Raw genomic sequence first — 26,154 nt, 5'->3', positions numbered from 1 at the left:
CTTAGGAGTGACGACGATGGCCGATACGATGCATCTGGGCAAGGACGAACTGATCGCGCGGGCGAAAGCCGAAATGCAGCGCCAGTTCGAGACGCCCGAATGGAGCCTGCGCGAACGCCTGGCGCTGACCTGCCGCATTCTGTTCGACGGCGGGCATGATTCCGGCCTGGCCGGGCAGATCACGGCGCGCGCGCCGGAGCCGAACCGGTACTACACGCAACGCCTGGGCCTGGGCTTTGACGAGATCAGCGCCAGCAACCTGCTGCTGGTGGACGAGGATCTGCGGGTGCAGGAAGGCGGCGGCATGCCCAATCCGGCCAATCGCTTCCATTCCTGGGTCTACCGCGCGCGTCCGGACGTGAACTGCATCATCCACACGCATCCGCTGCACGCGGCCTCGCTGTCGATGCTGGAGGTGCCGCTGGAAATCTCGCACATGGACAATTGCCCGCTGTACGACGACGTGGCCTTCCTGAAGGATTGGCCCGGCGTGCCGGTGGGCAACGAGGAAGGCGAGATCATCTCGGCCGCGCTGGGTTCCAAGCGCGCCATCCTGCTGTCGCACCACGGCATGCTGATCGCGGCGGGTTCGGTGGAAGAGGCCTGCGTGCTGGCGCTGCAGTTCGAGCGCGCCGCCCGCATGCAGCTGCTGGCCATGGCCGCCGGCAAGATCCAGCCCATTCCGCCGGCGCTGGGCCGCGAGGCGCATGACTGGATCCTGACGCCCAAGCGGTCGCAGGTCGGCTTCTCTTACTATGCGCGGCGTGCGCTGCGGGCGCATCCCGACGTGTTGGCCTGATGGCGGCCGCGGGCGGGGCCGGCTCGACGGCGGGGCCGGATTAGGGCATGCTTACCGGTCGTATTCCGCGACTGTATTTCCGCAACCCCGCCCATGATAGACCTGCCGCACCGCCTGCGCGCCCTGCGCCGCCAGCAAACCCTGTCCCTGGAACAGCTGGCGCAGCGCACCGGATTGACCAAGAGCTACCTCTCCAAGCTGGAGCGGGGCCTGAGCGAACCCTCCATTTCCACCGTGCTGCGGCTGGCGGAAGCCTATGGCCTGGGCGTATCGGAACTGGTGGGCACGGACGATGCCGCGCAGGAAGAAGTGGTCAGCGTGGTGCGGGTGGCGGACCGCGAGGCCTTGCAGCGCCGGGGGCTGGGCAGCGAGTATCACTACGAGTCGCTGGCCGGCCGCCGCAAGGTCAAGGCGATGGAGCCTTTCGTGGTGCATCCGCCCCGCGACTTTCCCGATGCGACCGCGGTGTTTCCGCACCCCGGCGAGGAATTCCTGCTGGTGCTCAAGGGCGCCATCGAGGTCCATGTGGGCGAACGCCAGTTCCGCCTGGAGACCGGGGATTCCGTCTATTTCGACTCCGAACTGCCGCACCGCATGCGCACCGTCAGCCGGGCCATGGCCGAAGTGCTGGTGGTGGCCGCCCACTAAGTGGGCCGCCGGACTCATTACCTTATCCGCATACAGGAACTTCCATGAAGAACGATCAATCGCGGCTCGTCCGCATCGATGCAGGCCCCATGAAGAATCCGGTGCCAGGAAAGCCCCGCCGCCCGATCTCGGGCGACGCGGCGTTCCGCACCGTGACCGCGTTCGAGGGCAATGGCGGCAAGGCAGAGGCCGGCGTCTGGGAAAGCAGCGCGGGCGTGTTCCAGTCCAACACCACGGGCTACATCGAGTTCGGCTACATCGTGGAAGGTTCGGCGCGCCTGGTCGATCCGGACGGCACCGTGCATGAACTGACCGTGGGCGAAGCCTTCGTCATGCCCGAAGGCTATACCGGCCGCTGGGAAGTGGACCAGTTCGTCAAGAAGATCTATTTCATCACCCGCATGTAGCGCCGCGTAGACCGCGGCAGCCCAGGAGCAGCCCCATGAGCGCAATCCCCGCCGTTACCGCGCAGGTGGATATCGTTTCCGTCCAATCCCTGGTCGTGTACGGCTGCGTCGGCAACAACGCCGCCATGCCCGTCTTCCGCAAGGCGGGCCTGCACGCGATCGCGGTGCCTACCGTGATCCTGAGCAACACGCCGCACTATCCGACCTTGCATGGCGGCGCGGTGCCGCTGGACTGGTTTGAAGGGCTGCTGCAGGGCCTGGACGAGCGCGGCGTCACCCGGACGGCGCGCGCGGTGGTCTGCGGATACCTGGGCCAACCCGGGCAGGCCGGGCTGCTGGCCGCTTGGCTGCCTGCGCTGCGCGCATCGCGGCCCGATCTGAAGGTGCACATCGACCCAGTCATGGGCGACCGCAACGACGGGCTGTACGTGAACGAGGGGCTGGTCGAGCAATACCGGGACTTGCTGGTGCCGCTGGCTGACGGCATGACGCCGAACCATTTCGAACTGGAACTGCTGGTGGGGCGCGCCTTGTCGTCGATCGACGAGGTGGTGGCGGCGGCGCGTGAACTGATCGCGCGCGGTCCGGACTGGATCGTCGTGACCAGCGCGGCGCCCATGGCCGCCGCGGCCGGCACCTTGCAGCTGGCGGTGGTGACGCGGGACCAGGCCACCGTCGTGACGCATCCGGAGATTGCGATACCGCCCTCGGTGCACGGCACCGGCGACGTGTTCATGGCCGGTGTCACGGCGCGGCTGCTGAATGGGCAGGCGTTGGTCGAGGCGGTGCGTTCTGCCGCCGCCCAGGTTACGGTGGCGCTGGAGCGCACCCGTGAACTGGGCTGGGAAGAGCTGGCGGTGGAAGGCTAGGGCGCCTACGCGCGCGCCTGGCGGCGCGCCTCGTTCAAGGCACCAGCGACAGGCCGACGCGGAACTGCGATTCGTTGCGCTGGTTGTAGCCCAGCAGGGTTTCGCCGTAGCCGTTGAAGTACTGCAGATGCAGGTAGCCGTTCATGTTCAGCCAGGTGCGCTGCAGCGGCCAGGCGAAATCCAGCTGGGTTGTGCGGCGCTTCTGATCGCCCTGGCGGTACATGGCGGACACCACCGCGCCGTTGTCCTGGGCCCAGCGCAATTGCCAGTCGACGTGTCCGGCGTAGTCGGCGTAGTCGCTGTTTTCGCTGGCGACGCCGAAGTAGGCCTTGACCCGCGGCGCAAAGGTGAGCGTGCTGCCGCCGTCGAAGCGGTAATGGAAGCGCGGCTCGATATAGCCGTCGTTGACCGAGCGCGAATCCGCGCCGTCCCTGCCGTTGGAGTTGTGCTCGACGCCGGTGTTCATGCCGAAGCGCCAGTTCTGGCTGGCGGACTGCCAGATATTGTCGGACAGCCAGAACGCGCTGGGATTGAAGGTGGTGTCGATGAAGGGCATGGAATCGCCTTCCAGGTCCCACAGCGAGGTCTGCGTGTAAGCCAGGTAGAAATTCTCGTCCCAGGTCGCGGGGCGGTCGCCCGCGGGGCTGAAGAGGCGATACTTGGCGCTGATCTGAAAGCGCGCGGTGGTCTGCCCGCGGGTGCCGACGTCGAAGTACACCGGCTTGTACTCCGAGATGGAGCTGCGGAAGCGGTCGAACGCGGTTTGCTGTTGCACGGTCGGCACGACGGACGCGTCGGGCGAGGGACCGCCTTCGGGCGATGCGCCGACCGCGGCCACTGCCGCGGCGGGCACGGGTTCACCGCTGCTGGCGTCCACCACCGGGCCGCGCGCGGGCGTGCTGGCCAGGGTGCCGCTGTCGCGGCCGGTGGCGTCCAGCGCCATCATCGCGGGCTGGCCTTCGATGGACACGGCCTGCAGGCCCTGGGCCGTGGCGGGTACCACGGCGGTCCACGCCATGCGCGCGAAATTGTTGACCGGCACGCTGAAGCTGGCCGGGCCGCCGCGCAGCTTGGCCAGGCTGCGCACGATCTGGCCGTCCTGGCCGCGCCACTGCAGCACCAGTTCCGGCGGCGCTTCCCAGGTGGAGCGGGAAGTGCCTTCGTTGAAGTACACCGCCTCGATGGTGACGGTTTCGCCGGGGGCGGCCGAGGGGCGATCCAGCCGGTACGACACACCCGCGGTGGCTGCGCCCGCCAAGCCCATGGCCAGGGCGGCGACCAGGGTGCGCAGGGGGAGGGCGGATCGTGCAGGACGGCTGATGGTCATCGGGTCATAACGTAGTTTTGTGACCAGGAAATGTAGCATCGACCCCCGCTACAGTTTGTAAGGCAGGCTAATCGTATGTAGAAAGCGTAAGCCCCCGCACAGGGCGGGGGCTTGCGTGGACAGCGTGGCGTGCGGGCTTATTCGCCGAACTTGATGCCCTGGGCCAACGGCAGCTGGCGCGAATAGTTGATCGTGTTGGTGGCGCGGCGCATGTAGTTGCGCCAGGCGTCCGAGCCCGATTCGCGGCCGCCGCCGGTTTCCTTTTCACCGCCGAAGGCGCCGCCGATCTCGGCGCCGGAGGTGCCGATGTTGACGTTGGCGATGCCGCAGTCCGAGCCCGCCGCCGACAGGAAGGTCTCGGCTTCGCGCAGGTCATTGGTGAAGATGGCCGACGACAGGCCTTGCGGCACGCCATTCTGCAAGGCCAGCGCCTGATTGAAGTCGGCGTAGCGCATCACGTAGAGGATGGGCGCGAAGGTCTCGTGGCAGACCACGTCGGTCTGGCCCGGCATTTCAGCGATGGCGGGGCGCACGTACCAGGCATCGGGATACTGCTCGGCCAGCACGCGTTCACCGCCCGTGACCTTGCCGCCTTGTTCGCGCGCCGCCGTCAGCGCCGCCTGCATGGCGTCATAGGACACGCGGTCGATCAGCGGACCGACCAGCGTGGCGCTGTCCAGCGGGTTGCCGATGGTGGCGCTGGCATAGGCCTTGTGCAGGCGCTGCACCAGGTCGTCGGCCACGCTCTCGTGCACGATCAGGCGGCGCGTGGTGGTGCAACGCTGGCCGGCCGTGCCGATGGCGCCGAACACGATGCCGCGCGCGGCCATGTCCAGATCGGCCGTGGGGCCGACGATGATGGCGTTGTTGCCGCCCAGCTCCAGCAGCACGCGGCCGAAGCGCTGCGCCACGCGCGGGCCGACCTGGCGGCCCATGCGGGTCGAGCCGGTGGCCGACACCAGGGCCACGGCGTGCGAATCCACCAGCGCCTCGCCGATGTCGCGGCCGCCGATCAACACTTCGGACAGGCCGGCGGGCGCGTCGCCGAAGCGCTGTGCGGCCTGGGCGAAGAGCGCCTGGCAGGCCAGCGCGGTCAGCGGGGTTTTTTCCGACGGCTTCCAGACCACGGCATTGCCGCAGACCAACGCCAGCGCGGCGTTCCAGGACCACACGGCCACCGGGAAGTTGAACGCGCTGATCACGCCGACCACGCCCAGCGGATGCCAGGTTTCCATCATGCGGTGGCCGGGGCGCTCGGAAGCGATAGTCAGGCCGTACAGTTGGCGCGACAGGCCCACGGCGAAGTCGCAGATGTCGATCATTTCCTGCACTTCGCCTTCGCCTTCGGCGACGATCTTGCCGGCTTCCAGGCTGACCAGGCGGCCCAGTTCGCGCTTGTGCTGGCGCAGCGTTTCGCCGAACAGGCGCAGCAACTCGCCACGGCGCGGCGCCGGCACGTCGCGCCACGCCAGGCTGGCCTGGCGCGCGCGGGTGATGGCGGAATGGGCCTGGGCCACCGTGTGCTCATGCACCTGAGCCAGTTCGGCGCCGTCTATCGGGCTGCGCGCGCGCAGCGTGCCGCCCGTGAGCGATTCCGGGTTCAGCCCGAGCGCGCGCAGGATGTCTTGGGGAGTGTCCATGCCGGTTCCTTGGGTTGCCTGCGAAGAACCTGTCTTCGCTTAAGGGTTATGCCTAAGTGGCGATTCTGGAAAAAAATTTACTATACGAAACTCCAGCGTGAATTGCGAAACCTTTTTAACCAAGGCAGCACTCATACGAAGGTGGATCCGTGGCGGAACCTCTGCTGGTAGTCCAGGCAGTCACCAAGACCTATCAACGCGACGGGCAGGCCCCGCATCTGGCGTTGGACGGCATCGACTGCGAGCTCGGCCGAGGCGAGGTCATGGTGGTGGTCGGTCCGTCCGGATCCGGCAAGAGCACCTTGCTGCGCACGCTCAACGGCCTGGAGAGCATCGACAGCGGCGCCATCCGCGTGGACGGCGTGTCGCTCACCGACCCGGCCACCGACGTCAACCGCTGGCGCACCGAAGTCGGCATGGTGTTCCAGCACTTCAACCTGTTCCAACACCGTACTGCGCTGGACAATGTCGCGCTACCCCAGCGCGTGGTGCGCGGGCGCTCCCGCGCCGACGCCGAACGCTATGCCCGCGAATTGCTGGGCCGCGTCGGCATGGGCGAATACGGCGCGCGCTATCCCAGCCAGCTCTCCGGCGGCCAGCAGCAGCGTGTGGCGATCGCGCGCGCACTGGCCATGGACCCCAAATTGATGCTGTTCGACGAGGCCACGTCGGCGCTCGACCCCGAAACCGTGGGCGGCATACTCGAACTGATGCGCGCATTGGCGCGCGACGGCATGACCATGGCGGTGGTGACCCATGAGATGGGCTTTGCGCGCGATGTGGGCGACCGCGCACTCTTCATGGACGCCGGCCGCATCGTGGAAATGGGCACGCCGGACGAGGTGTTCGGCCACCCCAGGGAAGCGCGCACCCGCGCCTTCCTGGAAAAGATTCTGTAGTTCCTAGCAGCAAGGAAGCAACGGGTCGTCCGCATGTGCGGCGCCCGGCGGTAACCAGGGCCGGTCCGGCTGATCCGGGCGCTGCCGGCGCACTGTGCTTTGCCCGGAATGACGTGAGTCCATTCACCACAAGGGGTAGGAAATGCTGAAAATCAAACAATGGCTGGGCGTGGCCGGCATCGCCCTGGCGGCCGCCACCGTCGCCTTGCCCGCACAGGCCGACGAACTGGCCGACATCCTCAAGCGCGGCGAGCTGCGCGTCGCGGTGCAGACCTCGGGGCCGCTGATGAGCTTCATGGACAAGAGCGGCAAGCGCACCGGCCTGGCCGTGGAAGTGGCCAAGCGCATGGCCGACGACCTGGGCGTGAAGCTGGTGCTGCAGGATTACGAGTGGAAGGGCCTGATCCCGGCGCTCTTGTCCGGCAAGGCCGACATGGTCGCTGCCGACATGACGCCGACCCCGCAGCGCGCCGCGCAGGTGCTGTTCTCCACCCCCATGTTCTACGCCGACACCGTGGCCGTGGTGCCCAAGGATTCACCCTACAAGTCGTACGAGGAACTCAACAAGGACGGCGTGACCGTGGGCGTGCTGGGCGCCAGCACCTATGCGGAAGTGGGCAAGAAGATGCTGCCCAAGGCCACCATGAAGGAATTCTCCGGCGGCAGCGCGCCGGTCGGGCAGGCCCTGTCCAGCGGCCGCCTGGACGCCGGCATCATGTCGCTGTCCACGGCCAACCAGTTCCTGGTCGACTTCGGCAACCTGCGCGTGCTGGACGGCATCATGGTGCGCGAACCGCTGGCCTTCGCCGTCGGTCCCAACGCCTTCCGCCTGAAGTTCTGGCTGGACAACTGGCAGACGCTGAAGACGGCCGACAACACGCTGCCAGAACAGGTGAAGTACTGGTACTCCACCGACTGGAAGAAAGACCACTGAGCCCATGGACTGGCTGCTCGATTTCTATAACTGGCGCATCGTCAGCCAGTACACCGGCCAGTTCGCCACCGGCCTGGCCAACACCCTGATCGCGGCGGGCGCAAGCCTGGTGCTGTCGGTGCTGGCCGGCATCCCGTTGGCGCTTGCCCATATGTCGCCCCGCGCCGCCGTCTGGCGGCCGGTGGCGGCCTATGTGCAATTCATCCGTTCCACGCCCTTGCTGGTGCAGATCTACTTGGTCTACTACGCGGTGCCCATGCTGGTGCCGGGCGCCAAGGGCTGGAGCGAGATGTTGCTGGGCATCCTCGCCATGACGCTGCACCATGCGGCCTACATGAGCGAAATCATCCGCGTGGGGATCGAATCCGTGCCGCGCGGCCAGATCGAAGGAGCCAAGGCCTGCGGCATGAACTACCGCCAGCGGCTGCGCTACGTGGTGCTGCCGCAAGCCTTCGCCAATACCTTGCCGCCGCTCTTGGGCCAGACCGCCGTGCTGATCAAGGACACCTCGCTGCTGTCGCTGATCACGGTATTCGAACTGGTCGCGGCCGGCGTGCAGATGAACAGCGACCGCATCGTGCCCAACGAAAGCTTCCTGACCATCGCGGCCGGCTATCTGCTGATCTATGCCTGCATGCTGCTGCTGTCGCGCGGGGTGAGAATCTGGCTGGCGGGTCCCGCCTGGAACGCGAGGTAAGCATGCTGGATTCCTATATTTCCACTGCCGGCGTGGTGCTGCCGTTCCTGCTGAAGGGCTTCTGGGAGACCTTGAAGATCTCCTTCGTGGCCATCATCGCGGGGTCCCTGCTGGGCTTCGTGATCGGCGTGATCCGCAGCTACCGCATCCGCGGCGTGCACCAGCTGCTGGGCCTGTACATCCACATCCTGCGCGGCACGCCGTTCCTGGTGCAGCTCTACATCTTCTATTTCGTGCTGCCCAGCTCGGGCATCGAGATGCTGCATTGGGATTCCGGCACCGCCGCCTTCGTGTCGCTGTCGGTCTACACGTCCTGCTATGTCGCCGAAATCGTCATGGGCGCGATCCAGGCCGTGCCGCGCGGCCAGACCGAAGGCGCGATGACGCTGGGTCTGCGGCCGTTCCAGATCCTGCGCCTGGTCATCCTGCCGCAGGCCATGCGCCTGATCGTGCAGCCCATGAGCGGCGTCTACGTCATGCTGATCAAAAGCACGGCCATCCTGTCCGTGGTGGGCATCACCGAGCTGACGCGGCAGGGCGAGGTCTTCATCATCACCTTTCCGGCCAAGTCGCTGTTCATCTACGGCATGATCGCCGCCATCTACTTCATCTATTGCTACCCGCTGCTGCGACTGGCCAACTGGCTGGAAAAGCGCTTGACGGGCGGCTTGCAGGGCGCAGGCCTGAACTGATGCCGACCACCATGGCTTCCGAGTACATCGACACCTACTACAAGCGCACGCTGGCCGACGGCGACACCCGTTATGCGCCGCTGTCAGGCGCGGCCAGCACCGACGTCTGCGTGGTCGGGGCCGGAATGGCCGGCTTGTCCGCCGCGTTGGAACTGGCCCGCCGCGGCCGCGACGTCATCTTGCTGGAGGGGCGGCGCATCGCCTGGGGCGCGTCCGGTCGCAACGGCGGCTCCGTCTCGCCGGCATACTCCGCCGGGGCCGACGCCATCAGAAAGCACGTCGACGAAGACCACTACCGCAAGCTCTACCGCCTGTCGATGGAAGGCGTGGAGATCATCCGCAACAACATCCGCGACCTGGACATCACCGAAGCCCGCAAGGTCGACGGCCGGCTGCGCGTGGTGCGCTACGAGGCGACCGACGCCCTGCGGCAGTGGTGCGACAGCCAGCAACGTGACTTCGGCCGCGACGTGCGTCTGCTGAGCCGCGGCCAGGTCCGCGAACGCCTGCTGTCCGACGTTTACTTCCAGGGCGTGGAGGACCCCACGTCCTTCCACTTCCACCCGCTGAACTACGCCCGCGCGCTGGCCCGCGAATGCGCGCGCCTGGGTGTGCGCATCCACGAAGACTCGCCTGTTGTGCAGGCGTCGCTGGACGGCGCGGTCAAGCGCCTGAAAACGGAGCATGGCCAGATCGACGCCCGCACCGTGGTACTGGCCACCGGCGGCTATACCGAGGGAGTGGTCCCCGCGCTGCGCCGCGCGATGCTGCCCATCGCCACCTACATCATGCTGACCGAGCCGCTGGGCGACCGGGTGCAGGAAGCCATACGCACCACCGCCGCCATCGGCGACGACCGGCGCGCCGGCAACTATTACCGCGTGCTCGATGGCGGGCGCATCGGCTGGGGCAGTAGAATCACCACCCGTGTCGACGACCCGCCCGATCTGGCGGAGTCGCTGCGCCGCGAACTCCTCTCCGTCTATCCCCAATTGCAGGGACTGCGCGTGGAAACGGCGTGGTCGGGACGCATGGCCTACGCGCGGCATCTGATGCCGCAGATCGGCCAGCTCTCGCCGGATGTCTGGTACTGCACGGCATTCGGCGGACACGGCATGAACACCGCGTCGATCGGCGGCCGGGTCGTCGCCGAAGGGATCGCCGGCGACACCCAGCGCTACAAGCTGTACGCGCCGTTCGGGCTGGCCTGGAACGGCGGCGGTCTCGGCACGGCAGCGGTGCAACTTACTTATTGGTCTTACCAGGCGCGCGACTGGTGGCGGGAGCGGCGGTCGCGGGCATGACAGGGTGCATAGATGGAAGGCAACAAACAAAGCGTGTTGGCACAGCGGCTGCGAGCCTTGCGCCAGGCGCGGGCGTGGACCTTGAAGCAGGCGGCCGCGGCCACCGGCGTGTCCGCGTCCACGTTGTCCAAGATCGAAAACAGCCTGCTGTCGCCCACCTATGACAACCTGATCAAGATCGCGGCGGGCCTGGAGCTGGACGTGGCCGAGCTCTTCACCGCGTCCGACGCCCACATGGGCACCGGCCGCCGCAGCCTCAGCCGCCAGGGAGAAGGGCGCCAGTACGAAACCCCGTACTACGACCACCGCCTGCTGTGCACCGCGCTGTCGCACAAGCGCATGATGCCCTTCCACACCCGCGTCAAGGCCCGCTCCTTCGACGAATTCCACGACTGGAGCCGCCACCGCGGCGAGGAATTCGTCTATGTGCTGGAAGGCGAGGTCGAGCTCTACACCGAGTTCTACGAACCCGCCCGCCTGAAGGCCGGGGAAAGCTTCTACATAGACAGCCGCATGGGCCATCGCGTGATCAGCCTGAGTCCGGACGACGCCCTGGTGCTGTGGGTGTCGACCCATGCGGACATAGGCGAAGAGTAGGGTTTATAGGCCCGTGTTGCGGGCCGGCCGCCCAAGCCGCCCGCAACAAGGTAAAATGCGGCGCCCGGATCCTTTCCGGGCCATCACCACACCGCGCGGCAGTAGCTCAGCTGGATAGAGCACGGGCCTTCTAAGCCTGAGGTCGGGGGTTCGAGCCCCTCCTGCCGCGCCAGAATAGCTAAGTAAATCAAGCTATTGTGTAATGCCAAAAGCCGTTAACAAGGCAATTATCAGAATAAAAATGCCTGCGTTGGAACTTTACTCTGGCGCGATGGCCTTCTTCACCACCCGTCTGTCGTAGTGTTCGTGCGTCGTCGCCGGGTTCGCATGCGCGGCGAAATCATACGCATCGTGGTCACGGTTTTGGATCTTCGTTGTGATCAAAACTGATACGTATATGTCAATTGCAAGGTGTCCAGACCAGGGTTCGGTCGCTTGATGCCAGCATTGGAAAAGTGTGAAAGGCGCAGACCAATACGGTCGTGGCGCGTGAGTAGAAAACCCGCACCGATATGATCACCAAACTGGAAGGCAGATCCGATGTTCTTGTCTGCAAACCGAGTGCGAGTAAGCGCTGTGACCCCAATGCCCGCTTCGATGTAGAAGCGTTCGGTAGTCCACCAGCGGAACATGGGGATCGCGCTAAATTGCCAGGCTTGACTGGGCGAGCGAGAGCCATCGGCTGTCCAGTAGGAAACGCCGATTTCGGGCGTTAAATCCAGGCGCCCCCAGTTTCCACTGAACTTGGTAGTCCAGACCGACGCTGCTTCATAGTTCAGTGTGTAGCGCTTGTATTGCTTACCTACGCCGTAGTGAACACTAATACCGCCCTGCGTTCCACTGGTATCTGCCAGTGCTGAGTCGGCCATGCCTGCGAGCATTAGACTGAGCACCGCCGGCAAGAGCCGTTGCAGGTGAAACTGTGCCTTAATGGTTTTTTTGCTGTTGGTGTTCATGCGCTGAGATAGGAAGGGTGAGGAGGAGCAGAGTTTGTCCGTCGGAACGAATGCCCTAGAAGTGGGGTGAAAGTCGCCCTCAATTCCGATTTTCAAGTGGTACTGCCCAATTACCCTTTCACTGTATAGATCGTTCAAATAAGAAATATAAAGTTCTGTGAAGTTTTGAGTATTGTTGAGTGAGTCGTCTCGGAAGGGTCTGAAGTGCGTACTCCTGGTCCGGATCTGTGTCCCCAGGGTCGGGGGGGCGAGCCCCTCCTGCCGCGCCAACATCCCACGAAAATTCAACGTCTTACAGATAGCCGCCGCCCAAGCCCGCGCGGCCGGCGGCTCACGGGCGTCCGGAGCGCAGCCGCCCCGGACACGCCCCTCCTCATTCGATCCCGTACTTCCCTGGCGCGATCACGCCATTCGGGTCCAAGGCGGCCTTGATCGATGCGCAAGCACGCACCAGCTCAGGCATGCGCTGGGCCTGGTGGAACTCGTGATACATGGTTGGCGCGCGTCCCACGAAAATGCCGCGATCGGCGAACAGCCTGGCCAGCGCCCGGTAGCAGGCGTCGGCGCGCGCGGTTTCGTCGGCGTCTTCCCGGTTGTAGATGATCGCGTGGATGGCGCGGGCGAATCGGGCGCCGCAAACGTTCGACAGCAGGTATTCCAGCCCGTGCTCGTGGCAAATGCGGCGCGCCTGTGTTTGCAGGGCGTTGACGATGTCGCCGGCGACGGGGGAGCCCGCCGACAGCCAGATCGCGCCGCCGCCCGGGCGCCAGCCCAGCATCTTCAATTCGCTGTCGGTCGGCACGCCGGTGTTGGAGTTGATGGCGATGTGCAGGGGGCCGATGTCCTCGGCTTCCTCCATGGGAATCTGGCGTCCCTTGCCCGAGGCCAGGAAGTGCTGGGCGATGCGGTCGATGTGGGGTTGCACGGCGGCACGGCTGGCGCCGTACACGGCGCCTGATACCGTCCAGGATCCCAGGTCATACTGCCTGCGCAGCGCGGTGCGTCCCTCGTCGGACATCGAGCGTTTGCCGCCGCTGGCCGCGTATTCCGGGTTGGTGGCGGCCGAGGACAGCAGATACAGGTCATTGGTGGCGCGGATCAGCGTCGGCACGAAATTGCTGAGCTTCAGCGGACGGATGCGTTCGACGATCTCCCCCAGATCTTCGTCGTCGGGAAACGTGAAAAAGAAGGGTTCGATATGCGGCGGCCGGGGCATGAGCCACATGCCTACGCGGGTGACGATGCCGAAGTTCGATTGGGAGAACAGGCCGTCCAGCGTAGGGCCGAAGCTGTATTTGGAAACGTGCCAGTTGGGATGCGAGGACCCGGCCAGGCTGCCGTCGCCGGTGCGGATCACGTCGCCATTGCCGAGCACGACCTCCATGCCGCAACTCATGCCGAAATGATCGGCGTAGGCGCCGCTGCCGCCGCCCTTGTCCAGCGCGTTCGCGAGGATGCTGCCCTGCGACGGGCCTGCGGTCGGCGAGATCATCAGCTTGCTTTCCCGGCGCTGCAGCTCGTCGTGCATGGCGCGAAAGCTCACGCCGGGCTCGAGCACGCAATAGCCCAGCGTCTCGTTCACTTCCAGGATGCGGTTCATGCGCCGCCCCAGGTCCACCACCACCTGGCCAGGGCGGATGGGCGAGCGGGTGCCCAGGCCGATGTTCTGGCCATTGCTGATGGGATAGAGCTGAACGCGGAAGCGGTTGGCCAGGCGCACCAGCGTCTGCACCGCCTCGGTCGAGTCCGGATAGGCGACCGCGCCGGGGCGCACATCGGCGCAGGGCAGGGTATGTTCGCCGTAGCGTCCGAGGACGTCGTCACCCAGCGCGATGGCGTCCGCGCCAAGCTCGGCCGCCGCCGCATGGGCGAAATCTACGATAGGGTCATTGGAAGGCATACGTCTTTCACCACAGAAGATCGCCGCTGCCGGCGGTTGTCGGAACCGGCGTGGCCGCCGGCGTTGGAGCGTCGGCCGCCGCCTGCGGCGGCTTGGGCCGGTAGTTTTCGAGACCGCGGGGCGGCGGGCCGCCGGTGGCCCAGTCCAGCAACTGCACCGTGTGCGCCACTGGCACGGGCGTGAAGCGTGAGATCTGCACCAGGCATCCCATGTTGCCGGCGGCGATCACGTCAGGCCGGCCGGCCGAGGCGTGGGCCGCCTTGCGTTGTCCCAGGCGGTCCGAGATGGCTGGTTCGAGGATGTTGTAGGTCCCGGCCGAGCCGCAGCACAGATGCGATTCCGCGATATCGCGCACCTCCATGTCCAGCTTGCCCAGCGCGCGGCGCGGCGGCCGTTCGATCTTCAGGCCATGCTTGAGTGAACAGGAGTCGTGATAGGAAACGGCCAGGCCTGACGCCGAGCCGGTGGATGTCAACGGCAGGCCGGCGGTGATCTGCGCGATGTCCTGGGTGGCCTCGACCACGAGGCGCGCCTGCGCCGACAGTTCGGGGCGGTCGGAAAGCAGTTCCTCATAGCGTTTGATAACGGAACCGCAACCCGAGGTGGTGCTGATGATGGCGTCGATATGCCCGGCCTGCAGCGCGGCCGACCAGCTGCGGACGGCCTGTTCCATGTGCCGCGTGGCGGCCTCGCGCCGTCCCATGTGCAGTTCGAGCGCGCCACAGCATTGCACGCCGGGCACGTCGACGACGGCGATGCCGGCGCGTATGAGCAGGCGCTTGGCCGAGGCGTTGATCTCGGCGCCGAGCACCGACTGGGCGCAGCCGTCCAGCAGCGCCACGCGGCGCGTGGGGGTGGCGGGCGGCTGTGGAGCGGCTTCGGCGCGCGGCGCAAACGCCGCGAGTGCGGGGGCGCTGGATAGGGAGGCCAACGCGCCCAACGGCCCGCCCAGGCGGCCGGCGGCGCCGCGCAGCAACCGGCCCGCGGCCGCGGCGGGGCGCAGCAGCGTGGGGGTCGTCAGTACCCGGGCCAGCGCCGAGCGCAGCAGGCGCTGCGTCAACGGGCGGACCTTGCTCTTCTCGATATGCTCGCGCGCGCCGTCGATGATGGCGTGATACGAGACGCCGGCCGCGCAGGTGGTTTCGCACGAGAGGCACGACAGGCAGCGGTCCAGGTGGCGCACAGCGGCCGGGCTGGGCGCAGCGCCGCTGTCCAGCATCTCGCGCGCCAGGGCGATCCGGCCGCGAGGTGAATCCAGCTCTTCGCCATCGAGCACGTAGGTAGGACAGACCGCGGTGCAGAAGCCGAAATGCACGCAGCTCTCGGCGGCGGCGCGGACCGCATCGGGGCGGTGAATGGTGATGGTCTTGGGCATGGTGCGACGTAAGCTTGCCGGCCAGGGCCGGGATGAAGCTCATTCTGCCGCCAGGCGCTGCGCGGGGCTGTGCCCAGCGCGTCAGCGGACGCCGCCCACGGCGTCAGTCAGCCGCGGGTCTGCCCCTGCTTGAGCAGATGTACGGGCAACTCGCCGTATCGCTCGGAGAAGCGCCGCGTGAAGTGGGAGAGATTATTGAAGCCGCAGGCGAAGGCCGCCTCGCTGACCGTGCGGGTTTTGCCAGCCGCCAGCAGCTCATGCGCGAGCGTCAGGCGGGCCTGCACCACGTAGGCTTCGAACGACGAGGCGGCATGCCGCGCGAACAGGCGGTGCAGGGTGCGGACCGATATGCGGCAGGCTGTGGCCACCGTCGCGGGCGACAGGTCCGGGTTGGCGATCGCCGTATCGATGTGGCGCTTCACGCCGACGAAGCTCAGTTCGGTGGACGGGGGCGCCGCGGCGTCCGCCAGGGATGCGCAATGCAACGAGACGATCTCGATGACGGCATCCAGCAGCGTGTCGACGGTGCGGTCCTGCAGTTTGACCGTCGTATCGGTCAGCAGGCGCATGGCTTCGGTGAGCACGGGCGCGAATGGCATGTCGGCCGGCAGGCTGGCCGGCGCGCGCAGCCGCCGCATGCCCGGGGCGCGCGCGCTCAAGGCGTGGCGCGGCAGCAGGACCAGCCGGCGCGAGGTCGTTTCCGGGAACGTGATGTCGAACGCGGATCCGGTGTCGAGCAGCCCGAATTCTCCGGGCCGCAGGCACAACTGCTCGTCGCCCTGGGACATCAAGGCGCTGCCCTGCAATTGCAGGCTGAGCATGATGTGATCGCCATTGAGACGGCTGACTTGCCGCTGGGAACGCCGGATCATGTGCGGGGAACTCGCGAAGTTCACGAGCCGGACTCCCGCGCGGTTCTGGCTGGACATGGTGCCTGCGAATCCGGCGTCGGGTTCGGCGCGGAATTCGGAGTCGAGCACACCGGCGCAGACCGCATCCTGCCAGAACGCCAGGGCGTGCTGGCCGTGATCGTGGGTGCTCCAGTTGTGCCATTCAGGCGCCATTTCGGCTCCGGGGTCCGTTGCGTGCTGTCGCTGCCAGCGGCATCGGCTGGCACGTTGGGTCGTGCCCAATGTAGCGAGGCAGGGGAGAATGGGCCATCCGTGCATTCCCCAGTAACGGCGCACTGAGTTCAACGTATGGAGCGTGGCATGAAACGGTTTCTATCTTTGTGGGCAGGTGCAGTGCTCGCGTTGTCGGCTTTCAGTGTCGCGGCGCAAGAGTATCCGGCGCGGCCCGTGCGCATGATGGTGGGCTTCGCGCCTGGCGGCGGCAACGATATCCTGGCCCGCCTGATGGCCGAGCAGTTGCAGCGCCGGCTGGGCCAGCCCTTCATCGTGGAGAACCGGCCGGGCGCCAGCGGCGCCATTGCCATCGGCGCCGTCAAGCGGGCCGAGGCCGACGGCTACACCTTGCTGGTGGGGCCAAGCAGCGGCATGACCGTCAATCCGGCCATCTACAACAACCTGGACTACGACCCGGTCGCCGATTTCGCGCCGATCTCCCTTGTCGGGGACATTCCCATGATCCTGACCGTCAAGGCTGAAAGCTCGGCGCGCTCGGTGGCCGATCTGGTTGCTCAGGGCAAGAATAGCGGCAAGCCGCTGTTCGCAGGCTCGGGCGCCAACTCCTTCCAGCTCGCCACCGGACTCTTCGCCAAGCGCGTCGGCCTGGAAGCGGAGGTGGTCAACTACAAAGGGAATTCCGCCGTGGTTGCGGCCTTGTTGGCCAATGAGATCGACTTTGCGCTGATCGACACCGCGGCCGTGCTGCCCCAGATCCGCAGCGGCCGGCTGAAAGCGCTGGCCGTCACGGGGGCGAAGCGTTTTACGTTGTTGCCCGACGTGCCCACCGTCGCGGAGTCCGGCGCACCGGATTTCGCAATGTCGTTCTGGTCGTCCCTGTACGCCCCGGCAGGCACGCCGCAGGCCGTCATCGACAAGTTGCAGAACACCGTATCCGCCGCCGTGAGAGAGCCCGCCGTGGCCGACCGCTTGCTGGAGCTGGGCATCGATCCCGTAGGCAGCGCACCGCAAGTCCTGGCCGACACCATGGCCCGGGAGATTCCGATGTATGCCGCGGCCGCCAAGGAGGCGAACCTGTCGCCAGTGCAGTAGGTGTGCGGAGCCGACCTGTCCGAATTTGTCCTTTGCTTTACTGCAACTGTCGACAGGCGGAAGCTGGCCGTCCGCCGGCTATGAGTGATAGGTGCTGACTCGATGACCTATATGATCCCGCAAGATATACAGGGGCACTTATGGGGACTGCTGGTGCTGACCTCCTCCCAGTTTCCACCCGGACCGCTCTAGCTATTTGATCAGTTCCTTGCTGTCCAGGTGTGTGCCATACACACCTGAGTGCTCCGAGCTATATCTTGCACGGAGCTTTTTATTTACCCTTTCACTACCCAGGGCGCGATGCTCATGGCGTCAGGGGTTGGGTCATCGCCACGGGACGGTGTGCTGCAGGTAGCCCCCGGCAAGAACCATCGACGATGGCAGGCAATACAACCCCGTTCTTGACAGCAAGTATCTCCGCCATGATGCTCACCGCGATTTCCGCGGGCGTCCTGCTGCCGATATGGATGCCGACTGGCGCATGCAGCCGTTCCAGGGATGCGGCGGTTTCGCCGAAATGCTCCATGAAGCGTTGCCTGCGGATGCCCGTATTGCGGCGTGAACCGATGGCGCCCACGTAAAACGCCGGGCTGTGCAGCGCTTCCAGGAGCGCGAGATCGTCCAGCTTGGGATCGTGGCTCAAGGCGACGATGCAGGTGCGCGTGTCGGGGACGAGGGCCAGCACGGCGTCATCGGGCATTTCCCGGGTGATGTGCACGCCGGGCACGGACCAGCTGCCTACTTGTTCCCCGCGCGGATCGCAGATCGTCACGGCAAAGTCGTTGAACAAGGCCATGGTGGCCAGGTATTCCGCCAACGCGCCTGCGCCGATGAGCAGCATCCGGTACTGCGGCCCCAGCGTGGAACAAAGCGTCGCGCCGTCGAATTGCACTGTGGCGGGCGTCGAGGCCGGCGCCAATGTCACCGCTCCGGTGGCTACGTCAACGGTGCGCTGGACCAACTGGCCGGATTCGAGCCGTCGGACCAGGGCATCCAGCGTTTCGTAGTCCGGCTGGAACTCCAGCAGCAGCTCCAGCGTGCCACCGCAAGGCAGTCCGAACCGGCGCGCTTCGTCGGCTTCGATCCCGTAGCGCACCAGTTCAGGCGCGCCTTGCGCGATGGCGCCTGTGCCATAGGCGCGGGTGTATCGATGAATCAGGTCGTCTTCGATGCACCCGCCCGAAACAGAGCCGACGCAGCGTCCGTCTTCGCGCAGCGCCATCATGGAGCCGACGGGACGCGGGGAGGAGCCCCAGGTCTTGACCACCGTGGCCAGCAGCAGCCTGTGCCCGTCCGCCAGCCAGGCGCGGGCTTCGCGCAACACGCGGACGTCGACCGTCTCCATGCCTAGGCTACCCTGCGCACCGGCAGGCTGCGGATCCGCTTGCCGGTGGCGGCAAAGATGGCATTGCACAGCGCGGGCGCCACGGGCGGCACCGGGGGCTCGCCCACGCCGCCAGGAGGCAGGGTGTGATCGTCGTTGACCAGATGCGTGCGGATCACGCGTGGCGAGGCATTGTGGCGCAGCACTTCATAGTCGTGGAAGTTGCTCTGCTTCACGCGGCCGCGTTCGAACGTGATCTCGCTGGCAAGGGCAAGTCCCAGGCCCATGATGGCGCCGCCTTCCATCTGCGCGCGGATGCGTTCGGGGTTGATTTGCGGCCCGCAGTCCATCGCCATGTCCACGGCCACCACGCGTACCTCGCCCTTTGCATCCACGGCCACCTCGACCACGGTGGCGGTGTAGCTCATGAAGCTGTAGCAGAATGCCAGCCCGAGGCCGTGGCCCTGGGGCAGTGTTCTGCCCCATTCCGCGCCTTTACAGGCCGCTTCGATCACGCCGCGCAGGCGGCCCGTGTCGTAGGGATAGCGCTCGGGGGATTCTGAGTAGTTCCAAGTGTCGGCCATTGTGCCCGGGTCGATCCTGCGCGCCGGGCCGATGAGGTCGAGCGCGAAATCCTTGGGGTCCTTGCCCGCGCGGTGGGCCAACTCGGCGATGAAGCACTGGGCAGCGTAGGCGTGCGGAATGTTGGCTACCGAGCGGAACCAGCCAATACGGGCATGGGCCTCCACTTCGGCCGTTTCCACCCGGACGTTGGGAATGCGGTACGGCATGTTGATGGCCGACATGGCCGATTCGAAGAGCTGCTGGCCCTTGGCGCCTTCCGAAAAGAGGGAGGCGATGGTGGGGGCGGCACTGCGGTGCAGCCAGGACTGGACTTGGCCGTTCTTGTCCAGAACGGCCTCCAGGCGTTCGACCGACACGGTATGCAGATAGTCATGATGAATGTCGTCTTCGCGAGTCCACACCAGCTTGACTGGCGTGCCTTCGGGCATGGCGCGGGCGACGATGGCTGCCTCGTCCACGAAATCGGGCTTGGACTTGCGGCCGAACCCGCCGCCCAGCAGCAAGACATTGACCGCGACGTCGGCGGGCTCCAGTTTCAGCCGGGCGGCGACGGCGTCGCGCGCGGCGATGGGGTTCTGGATCGACGTCCAGACCTCGGCGCGGCCATCCTTGATCCGGACGGTGGCCGTTGGCGGTTCCATCGAGGCATGGGCCAGATGGGGAACGTAGTACTCCGCGGCGACGCGCTCGGCTTCGGGCGCCTTGGCCCAGGCTTGCGCGGCATCGCCCTGGCTGCGCATGGTCTTGCCGGGCTTGCGCGCTGCCGATTCCAGCGTCTGGCGGTAGGCGCTTGAGTCGTAGCTGCCGTTGGGGCCATCGTCCCATTCGATTTGCAGCGCGTCGCGGCCTTGGCGGGCCGCCCAGGTGTTGCGCGCGACGATTGCGACGCCGCCCAGGGGCTGGAACGCGGGCGCCCCCTGCATCGGTGGAATCTCGACGACCTTCAGCACGCCGGGTACGGCCAGCGCCTTGGCGCTGTCGAGACGGCGCAGCTTGCCGCCGACGACAGGAGGACGTGCGACGACGGCATAGACCATGCCGGGCAGGCGCATATCCATGCCGTAGCTAGCCTGGCCCTTGCCGATGGCCTCCAGGTCCACCAGGCGCACGTGCTCCTTCCCGATATAGCGGAACTCGGCCCGATCCTTGAGCTTGAGGGCATCGCCCGCGGGAACCGGCTGTTTGGCCGCGTCCGCAGCCAACTCGCCATAAGTCAACCGGCGCCCGGAGGGCTGGTGCAGCACTTCATGCTGCACCGCTTTGACCTCGGCCACAGGAACCGACCAGCGCGCTGCCGCCGCTGCCTCGAGCATCTGGCGGGCGGCCGCACCGACGCGTCGCATGGGCATCAGGAAGTGCCGCACGCTGCGCGAGCCATCCACGTTCTGGTTGCCATAGCGCGCTTCATCGGCCTGCGCCTGTATGACCTTGACGCGGTCCCAGCGCGCTTCCATTTCGTCGGCCACCACCATGGGCAGGCTGGTGCGCACGCCCGTGCCCATTTCGGCGCGGTGCGCGACGATGGTGACGGTGCCGTCCGCGGCGATGCTGACGAAAACCAGCGGGTCGTCGACGGTGCCGCCGGGCATGCTGTCAGCGCCGTACTTCTGGGCGGGGGACTCGGCGGCCCAGGCTGCCGTGATCAAACCCCTGGCCGTGACCGTCAGGGTGAGCGCGCCCAGGGCGCCCTGCAGAAAGCCGCGCCGGGAAAGTTGAGCGATGTGCGTCATTGCTTGCCTCCCTGGGCGAGGAGCCTGGCCGCCTGCTGGATGGCTGCGCGGATGCGAGGATAGGTGCCGCAACGGCAGATATTGCCGCTCATGGCGTCCTCGATGTCTTGGTCGGTCGGCTGCGCCGAGACCTTGAGCAGGCTTACCGCCGTCATGATCTGGCCCGCCTGGCAGTAGCCGCATTGGGCAACGTTCTGTTCTATCCAGGCCTGCTGCACCGCCCGGCCGACCGCATCCGCCTCTATCCCTTCGATGGTCGTGATGCTGTGGCCTGCCACGGCGGAGAGCGGGGTGACACAGGACCGGATTGGCGCGCCGTCCATGTGCACGGTACAGGCGCCGCACAACGCCATGCCGCACCCGAATTTGGTGCCGGTCATGCCGAGTTCATCCCGTAAGGTCCAGAGCAGGGGCGTTTCGCCGGGGACGTCGATATCCTTGGCCTGGCCATTGATTTGAAGTTGGGTCATGGAGGAATCCTTGGTGGGCGGGCATGGCAGGCGAAAGCTTGCCTGAACCGTGAGTGAATCATTTTTTCAAATCGGAATTCTGCCTAAAAATTCAATAATTCTGCCTAATTGTTCCAGACAGAACTTAAGGGCGACGAACCAGAGCTGGTGCCAAGAGCCGACGCGAACGGCTCCTTCGGATCGCCGAGGGGCAGCCCCGAGGATGTTACGCCTTCGGCCGCCCCGTCGGTGAGCACGGTGTAGCCGTGCTGCCAGGTCGCGTGCAGCCCCATTTTTTCGGTTGCGTTGCAGTGACGTCTACCCTGTCACATCCCATACCAGCATCTCCGCTGGCCTTCCCCGGTCCCCGATCCAGGCCTAGCCTGTCGTCTCTTTCATTCTCGACAGGAGACCCGCATGGTAAAGGCGAAACGGCTGGGCGAGCCCTATGGCGTCGAGGTAACGAACGGCAGGAATGTCCTGCTTTCCGACACGCAAAAAGACGGCAAAGGAGGAGCCGCGGGCATGCGGCCGCACGAACTCCTTGAAAGCGCGCTCGCGGCCTGTGTCTGCATGTCCATCGGCATGGTCGCGGACCGCGCCGGCGTTGCGTTGCCCGAGGCGACGGTGCAGGTGGCCATCGATCGTCAGGATGACGAAACCGGATTCGAGGTGAGTTTGCGCTTCGCTGCGGCGCTGACGGCGGCGCAGCAGGATCTGGTTCGCGGGGCGGTGCAGGCATCGCCAGTCGCGCGCACGTTGGGCAAGACGGTGCGGGTGCGGCCTGCTGCAATCCTGACGGCCTGAAGAGGATGCGCGTCCGGAGGCGGGCAGAACGCGCTTCTGCCCGCGCCTTACCTACTGGCTGAACTCAAACACATAACTATTCGCCGACCCCGCCGCGCGGTTGTACAGCGGGCACCAGCCATTGACCGGCGTCACTTCGCAATAGCGGTTGCGGCCATACACCTGGGCGATCTTCCAGTCCTGGGTCTTGTCGGCGCGTTCCAGCAGGTACTGCATGCGCACGCCTCGCTCCTTGCGGTCGCGCTCGTCGTTGTCCACCGGAAAGCCGGGCGTGGAGGGCGTGGTGTTGCGGATCTGGGCGACTACGAAGGCGCGCGTGTCGGATTGGACGTCGACGTTGACGACGCTGCGCTCGTAGGTTTCGACGCTGCATTTCTGGTCGGCGTTCTGCCAGGTTTGCAACGGCGCGGTGCTCAGGGAGTCTTCGGCGGCGTTGAGCGGGCGGTACAGCTCGACCAGTTCCTTGCAGGCGGTGGCGGTGTAGCGGCCATGCGCGTCGCGCACCTGCCACCAGGATTTCACCGCCGCTTCCGGGGTGTTGGCGGCCAGCTGCAGTTGCGGCGTGGCGGCTTGAAGCCGTTCCCAGGGTGTTTCTTCCTGCTTGGAGCAACCCGTCAAGGCGATTGCCAGAACGAGCAATAGGGCGGGCTTGGTCACGGTACTGAATCGGGTAAACAAATCGGGGGCACCATGATACCCCTTCCGCCGCGGCGCTCCTGCGTCAAGCGGGACGCAACGCCCGCTTGTACGCTTCCAAGGTGCTGAACATCTTGCCCGCGAGCCGGAAATTGGCGTCGGCGTAGGTCCGGGCGTTGTCGATCACGGCTGCGGTTTGCGCGGGATCGCCGCGGATCTGCATGATGCGGTCTGTGTAGCCTGCGACGTCGCCCGGCGCGGCCAGCCAACCGGTCTGGCCCGGCGTGACGATTTCCGGCAATCCGCCGACATCGCTGGCGACCACCGGGCGGCGCGCGGCAAACGACTCGGGCACGACGCGTGACCAGGCTTCGGTGGCCGAAGGCACCAGCACCACGTCGGCGGCGCGGATCATCTCCGCAACATTGTTGCGATGACCAGCGAACACCACATGCTCGGAGATGCCCAGGTCGACGGTCAATTGGTGCAGCGCATAGGCATAGGGCTTGGTGCTGGCCGTGGGCATGCCGACCACCAGCGCGATGGCGGGCAGGCCCAGGCCGCGCAGCCGCTGCACCACGCGCAACAGGTCGGCCTGGCCTTTCTCGGGACGCAGCATGCCTATGGTGGCGATGACCCAGGCGTTGTCGGGGGCTCGGATGCCCAAGGCCTGCCGGGTGCGCAGGCGTGACTGCGGCGTGTCGGCGGATTGGAAGAATTCGTCGGCGGCCCATTCTCCCACCACGCTGATCCGCTGCGCGCGGGCCAGGCGCGCCGCGACGATTTCCTGCTTGCCCAGCAGGCTGGTCGCGATGACGTGGTCGCAGCCGATTTTCCATTCCAGCCGCCGCCGTGGAGAGGAGGGCATGGGCTTGGCGAAGTGGCGCGTCCTGACGACGGCGCACAGGTCGCGGCACAGCGCAGCGGTCTTGCCGTCCGCGCGACTGTGGCTGTCGATCAGGTCGATGCGCAGCGTCTTGACCGCGCGCCGCAGCTTCAGGACCGTGGCCGGCGAGTAGGCGGCGTCGAAGTCCATGTCCACCGCGCGCAGGCCGCGCTGCCGCGCCTCGCGCCCGATTTCGCTGTCCGCCGGAGCGGCGATCGCCACTTCGTAGCCATGGCGTTGCAGCCATGCCGATTGCTCGAGGACGCGGAATTCCAGCCCGCCCAGGCTGCGCTCAGCCAGCGTATGCAGGATGCGCATGATGCTCCAGGACTTTGCGGCAGGCGCCCAGCACGTCGTCGGGCGTGACGGAATTGATGCCGTCGCGGGGATGGCGGGGCACGACCGCGGCGGAGTAGGGGCGGTCCCAGAACCATTCCGGGTTGGACTCGTTGAAGACGCCCACGTAGGGCACGCAGGCGCCCTGAGCGATATGCGACGGGCCGCAATCGTTGGCCACGATCAGGCGCGCACGCAGCATGAGGGCGCTGAGCTCCGGCACCGAGCGGCAGTAGGCGATGGAAAACTCAGGACGCCGCATGGCTTCGAGCTGGTCGCGTTCGATGACCTCCTGTTCTCCCAGCACGAACAGGAAGCGGGTGTCCTGGCCCAGCAGCAGCTTTAGCCTTTCGGCCAGGCGCAGATAGTTCAGCAGGCTCCAGCGTTTGAACGCGCCGGAGCCGCCGCCAGGGATCAGGACCACGTCGGCCCCTGGTCCCTCGTGCCGATGCGGGTGGGCTAGCGTCTGGAAGCAACGGCGCGCCGCGGTCTCGGCGTCGAACTGCCGGTACGACGCCAGCAGCCGGAGATTCGCCAAGCCGATGTACTCGGCAAGGCTCTTGCGATGGGAGTGCGTCCAGGCCAGGTCGCTCATTCGCGCGTTGTGAAAGCCGAACCGCAAGGCGGGCCGGCGCAGCAGGTTGATCAGGCCGAAGCGTTCGCTGCTGTGGTGCAGGCTGACGCAAACGGGGGTGTGCTTCTTGAGCGTGCGCAGATAGTCGCCGAACGTGGCGGCCCGGACAAACTCGTCGACCCAGGGCACGCCCCGGTAGAAGCCGGCGAGGTCGTCGCGGGCGACCACCCGGATCCGCCTCGAGGCCCACCAGGTTTTCAGTTGATAGAGCGCCGGCAGGGCGACGATCTGGTCGCCCAGCTGGGGCTGGCTTCTGACATATACGACGACTTCCGACATGGGCAACCTCGTTTGCACGGCAGTTTTCTTGGAGTCCGCAGACTGCTGCCGCGCAATGTATCGATCCTGTCGAATGAATCTTTCCGAGGTTTTTTAAGGAATGTGAAGAAGCTGCCGGACGTGGTTAACACAACTAAACAACTACATCCTTCTGCGGTTTTGGTTCACGTCGTCGTTGCGCGGCTACTTGGAGCCGCCGGAGTTCGGATAGCCCGGAGGCGGCGTAGCGCCGCCGCCCTTGGTGCCGGGCACGTTGTCATTGGCCTCGCGGTGGCGGCTCTGCTTGTCGGTCTTGTGCATGTCGGACCGGGCGTGGTCGCCCTTGTTCAGATTGGGCGGGGTGGTCGGCGTGTTCGGCGTCGCATTCGGCGCGGGCGGCTTCTGTCCGGGCGGCACGGGCTGGTTGGGGGGCACGGCGGTGCCGTCGTTCGGCGTGTTGGACGGCGAGGTGGGCATGGCGGACTGCGCCAGCGCACCGGCCGAAGCCAGTCCGGCGGACAAGGCCAGTGCGTAGGTGAAGGCTCGGAATTTCATGAGTACGCTCCTATGTGAGATAGCGGGATGCGATCCGCAAGCGCCATGCCCGGGCTGAGCCGCCGGGGAGAGCGTCACAAGAGCCGGAAAAAAATGCCGATCGGTGGAATATCTGCGCGCAAGCGCTGCAGTTGGCTTCGCGCCAGATGTTCAGGGGGCGGTGGGCACGACGCTTGCTGGATGGGGCAGTCCGGATCGGCGCACGAGACGCCGCCGTTGCCGGAGTTCAACGTGGGGATAGGCCCCGCACAGGAGAAACGCATGGAGCATCAAACCAATATTGTTGGCGGACCCAAAAGTTCGGCGACGGGCCCGGGCCCTGAAGTCATGGCCGCGGACACCCTGGAGGGCAACGATGTCGTCAACGCCGCGGGAGAAGGGCTGGGATCCATCAAGGACATCATGATCGACGTGCCGCGCGGACGAGTCGCGTATGCGGTGCTGTCGCGCGGCGGCATCCTGGGGATGGGCGACAAGCTCTTTGCCATTCCCTGGGCGGCATTGACCCTGGACACGGACCGCAAGTGCTTCATCCTGAACGTGGACAAGGAGGTGTTGAAGAACGCGCCGGGGTTCGACAAGGACGACTGGCCCAGGATGGCGGACGAAAGCTGGGCGCTCAGCGTGCACAAGTACTACAACCAGGATCCGTACTGGTAACGCGCAGCTTTGAAGGGCGGCCCCGAGCCGCCCTTTTTCAGTCATCCCGTTCTTTCCATGCCGGTCGGCCGGC

Annotated in this window: 26 protein-coding genes and 1 tRNA gene; 14 read left to right on the top strand and 13 right to left on the bottom strand. The window is 66.1% G+C overall.

What is annotated here, in order from left to right; genetic code table 11:
• The first annotated feature begins 16 nt into the window (after positions 1–16).
• The 4 genes from ACM1PE_RS19610 to pdxK all read left to right on the top strand — a co-directional run bounded on the left by ACM1PE_RS19610 (position 17) and on the right by pdxK (position 2,723).
• Positions 17–799, top strand: coding sequence for an aldolase (locus ACM1PE_RS19610; protein WP_059371823.1), 783 nt, complete (start codon positions 17–19; stop codon positions 797–799).
• 93 nt (positions 800–892) lie between these two features.
• Complete coding sequence (locus ACM1PE_RS19605; RefSeq protein WP_059371824.1) at positions 893–1,447, top strand: helix-turn-helix domain-containing protein; 555 nt, start codon at positions 893–895, stop codon at positions 1,445–1,447.
• Positions 1,448–1,491: 44 nt separating this feature from the next.
• Entirely contained in the window at positions 1,492–1,854 is a 363-nt protein-coding gene (locus ACM1PE_RS19600) for a cupin domain-containing protein (protein WP_059371825.1), read from the top strand.
• Between the two features lie 35 nt (positions 1,855–1,889).
• Entirely contained in the window at positions 1,890–2,723 is an 834-nt protein-coding gene (gene pdxK / locus ACM1PE_RS19595) for a pyridoxine/pyridoxal/pyridoxamine kinase (protein ID WP_419340732.1), read from the top strand.
• Between the two features lie 34 nt (positions 2,724–2,757).
• On the opposite strand, the gene ACM1PE_RS19590 is transcribed toward pdxK, so the two are convergent.
• Positions 2,758–4,050, bottom strand: a complete 1,293-nt coding sequence (locus tag ACM1PE_RS19590; protein ID WP_419340731.1) for a phospholipase A — start codon at positions 4,048–4,050, stop codon at positions 2,758–2,760.
• Positions 4,051–4,187: 137 nt separating this feature from the next.
• Positions 4,188–5,690, bottom strand: a complete 1,503-nt coding sequence (locus tag ACM1PE_RS19585) for an aldehyde dehydrogenase family protein (protein ID WP_118934003.1) — start codon at positions 5,688–5,690, stop codon at positions 4,188–4,190.
• Positions 5,691–5,839: 149 nt separating this feature from the next.
• Between ACM1PE_RS19585 and ACM1PE_RS19580 the strand changes: the two genes are divergently transcribed.
• From ACM1PE_RS19580 to ACM1PE_RS19550, 7 genes are all read left to right on the top strand, one after another.
• The gene (locus ACM1PE_RS19580) at positions 5,840–6,589 is read left to right on the top strand and encodes an amino acid ABC transporter ATP-binding protein (RefSeq protein ID WP_059371829.1); all 750 of its coding nucleotides are present in this window, start codon (positions 5,840–5,842) and stop codon (positions 6,587–6,589) included.
• A gap of 142 nt (positions 6,590–6,731) precedes the next feature.
• Positions 6,732–7,523 (top strand): ABC transporter substrate-binding protein, encoded by a 792-nt coding sequence (locus ACM1PE_RS19575; protein ID WP_059371830.1) that lies wholly within the window; start codon positions 6,732–6,734, stop codon positions 7,521–7,523.
• 4 nt (positions 7,524–7,527) lie between these two features.
• Complete coding sequence (locus tag ACM1PE_RS19570; protein ID WP_419340730.1) at positions 7,528–8,220, top strand: amino acid ABC transporter permease; 693 nt, start codon at positions 7,528–7,530, stop codon at positions 8,218–8,220.
• A gap of 2 nt (positions 8,221–8,222) precedes the next feature.
• Positions 8,223–8,912 carry an amino acid ABC transporter permease gene (locus ACM1PE_RS19565; protein WP_059371832.1) on the top strand — a complete coding sequence of 230 codons (690 nt, stop codon included), beginning with the start codon at positions 8,223–8,225 and terminating at the stop codon, positions 8,910–8,912.
• Positions 8,913–8,923: 11 nt separating this feature from the next.
• A complete protein-coding gene (locus tag ACM1PE_RS19560) occupies positions 8,924–10,216 on the top strand; it encodes an NAD(P)/FAD-dependent oxidoreductase (protein ID WP_059372781.1) in 1,293 nt (430 codons plus the stop codon).
• 12 nt (positions 10,217–10,228) lie between these two features.
• Positions 10,229–10,813, top strand: coding sequence for a helix-turn-helix domain-containing protein (locus ACM1PE_RS19555; RefSeq protein ID WP_042794587.1), 585 nt, complete (start codon positions 10,229–10,231; stop codon positions 10,811–10,813).
• 95 nt (positions 10,814–10,908) lie between these two features.
• Positions 10,909–10,985: transfer RNA gene (locus ACM1PE_RS19550), tRNA-Arg, on the top strand.
• Positions 10,986–11,193: 208 nt separating this feature from the next.
• On the opposite strand, the gene ACM1PE_RS19545 is transcribed toward ACM1PE_RS19550, so the two are convergent.
• The 4 genes from ACM1PE_RS19545 to ACM1PE_RS19530 form a co-directional block, all read right to left on the bottom strand.
• Positions 11,194–11,694 carry an acyloxyacyl hydrolase gene (locus ACM1PE_RS19545; protein ID WP_373429139.1) on the bottom strand — a complete coding sequence of 167 codons (501 nt, stop codon included), beginning with the start codon at positions 11,692–11,694 and terminating at the stop codon, positions 11,194–11,196.
• Positions 11,695–12,142: 448 nt separating this feature from the next.
• Entirely contained in the window at positions 12,143–13,669 is a 1,527-nt protein-coding gene (locus ACM1PE_RS19540) for an FAD-binding oxidoreductase (protein ID WP_419340729.1), read from the bottom strand.
• Positions 13,670–13,676: 7 nt separating this feature from the next.
• Positions 13,677–15,044, bottom strand: a complete 1,368-nt coding sequence (gene glcF / locus ACM1PE_RS19535) for a glycolate oxidase subunit GlcF (protein ID WP_419340728.1) — start codon at positions 15,042–15,044, stop codon at positions 13,677–13,679.
• A gap of 107 nt (positions 15,045–15,151) precedes the next feature.
• Positions 15,152–16,108 carry a helix-turn-helix domain-containing protein gene (locus ACM1PE_RS19530; protein ID WP_419340727.1) on the bottom strand — a complete coding sequence of 319 codons (957 nt, stop codon included), beginning with the start codon at positions 16,106–16,108 and terminating at the stop codon, positions 15,152–15,154.
• Positions 16,109–16,255: 147 nt separating this feature from the next.
• On the opposite strand from ACM1PE_RS19530, the gene ACM1PE_RS19525 reads away from it, so the two are divergent.
• Positions 16,256–17,221 (top strand): Bug family tripartite tricarboxylate transporter substrate binding protein, encoded by a 966-nt coding sequence (locus ACM1PE_RS19525; protein ID WP_419340726.1) that lies wholly within the window; start codon positions 16,256–16,258, stop codon positions 17,219–17,221.
• A 304-nt stretch (positions 17,222–17,525) separates the two neighbouring features.
• On the opposite strand, the gene ACM1PE_RS19520 is transcribed toward ACM1PE_RS19525, so the two are convergent.
• The 3 genes from ACM1PE_RS19520 to ACM1PE_RS19510 are packed head-to-tail and all read right to left on the bottom strand — an operon-like array spanning position 17,526 to position 21,330.
• A complete protein-coding gene (locus ACM1PE_RS19520) occupies positions 17,526–18,566 on the bottom strand; it encodes an XdhC family protein (protein ID WP_419340725.1) in 1,041 nt (346 codons plus the stop codon).
• 2 nt (positions 18,567–18,568) lie between these two features.
• On the bottom strand, positions 18,569–20,860 hold the full coding sequence (locus tag ACM1PE_RS19515) for a molybdopterin cofactor-binding domain-containing protein (RefSeq protein ID WP_419340724.1): 2,292 nt from the start codon (positions 20,858–20,860) through the stop codon (positions 18,569–18,571).
• Positions 20,857–21,330 carry a (2Fe-2S)-binding protein gene (locus ACM1PE_RS19510; RefSeq protein ID WP_054453532.1) on the bottom strand — a complete coding sequence of 158 codons (474 nt, stop codon included), beginning with the start codon at positions 21,328–21,330 and terminating at the stop codon, positions 20,857–20,859. The genes ACM1PE_RS19515 and ACM1PE_RS19510 overlap by 4 nt, the downstream gene beginning before the upstream one ends.
• A gap of 396 nt (positions 21,331–21,726) precedes the next feature.
• Between ACM1PE_RS19510 and ACM1PE_RS19505 the strand changes: the two genes are divergently transcribed.
• Positions 21,727–22,116: an OsmC family protein gene (locus ACM1PE_RS19505; RefSeq protein WP_419340723.1), complete on the top strand. Its 390-nt coding sequence runs from the start codon at positions 21,727–21,729 to the stop codon at positions 22,114–22,116.
• A gap of 51 nt (positions 22,117–22,167) precedes the next feature.
• On the opposite strand, the gene ACM1PE_RS19500 is transcribed toward ACM1PE_RS19505, so the two are convergent.
• The 4 genes from ACM1PE_RS19500 to ACM1PE_RS19485 form a co-directional block, all read right to left on the bottom strand.
• Positions 22,168–22,773 (bottom strand): hypothetical protein, encoded by a 606-nt coding sequence (locus ACM1PE_RS19500; protein ID WP_419340722.1) that lies wholly within the window; start codon positions 22,771–22,773, stop codon positions 22,168–22,170.
• A gap of 64 nt (positions 22,774–22,837) precedes the next feature.
• The gene (locus ACM1PE_RS19495) at positions 22,838–23,956 is read right to left on the bottom strand and encodes a glycosyltransferase family 4 protein (RefSeq protein ID WP_280015166.1); all 1,119 of its coding nucleotides are present in this window, start codon (positions 23,954–23,956) and stop codon (positions 22,838–22,840) included.
• Positions 23,931–24,887 carry a glycosyltransferase family 9 protein gene (locus tag ACM1PE_RS19490; RefSeq protein WP_419340721.1) on the bottom strand — a complete coding sequence of 319 codons (957 nt, stop codon included), beginning with the start codon at positions 24,885–24,887 and terminating at the stop codon, positions 23,931–23,933. The genes ACM1PE_RS19495 and ACM1PE_RS19490 overlap by 26 nt, the downstream gene beginning before the upstream one ends.
• A 183-nt stretch (positions 24,888–25,070) precedes the next feature.
• Positions 25,071–25,421, bottom strand: coding sequence for a hypothetical protein (locus tag ACM1PE_RS19485; protein ID WP_419340720.1), 351 nt, complete (start codon positions 25,419–25,421; stop codon positions 25,071–25,073).
• A gap of 261 nt (positions 25,422–25,682) precedes the next feature.
• Here ACM1PE_RS19485 and ACM1PE_RS19480 point away from each other — a divergent pair, with 261 nt between their 5' ends.
• Positions 25,683–26,081 (top strand): PRC-barrel domain-containing protein, encoded by a 399-nt coding sequence (locus ACM1PE_RS19480; protein ID WP_059371844.1) that lies wholly within the window; start codon positions 25,683–25,685, stop codon positions 26,079–26,081.
• The last annotated feature ends 73 nt before the right edge of the window (positions 26,082–26,154 follow it).

The organism is Achromobacter sp. PD1 (genome assembly GCF_048541815.1).
Lineage (GTDB): Bacteria > Pseudomonadota > Gammaproteobacteria > Burkholderiales > Burkholderiaceae_B > Achromobacter > Achromobacter bronchisepticus_A.
This window is presented reverse-complemented; position numbering and strand designations above follow the sequence as displayed.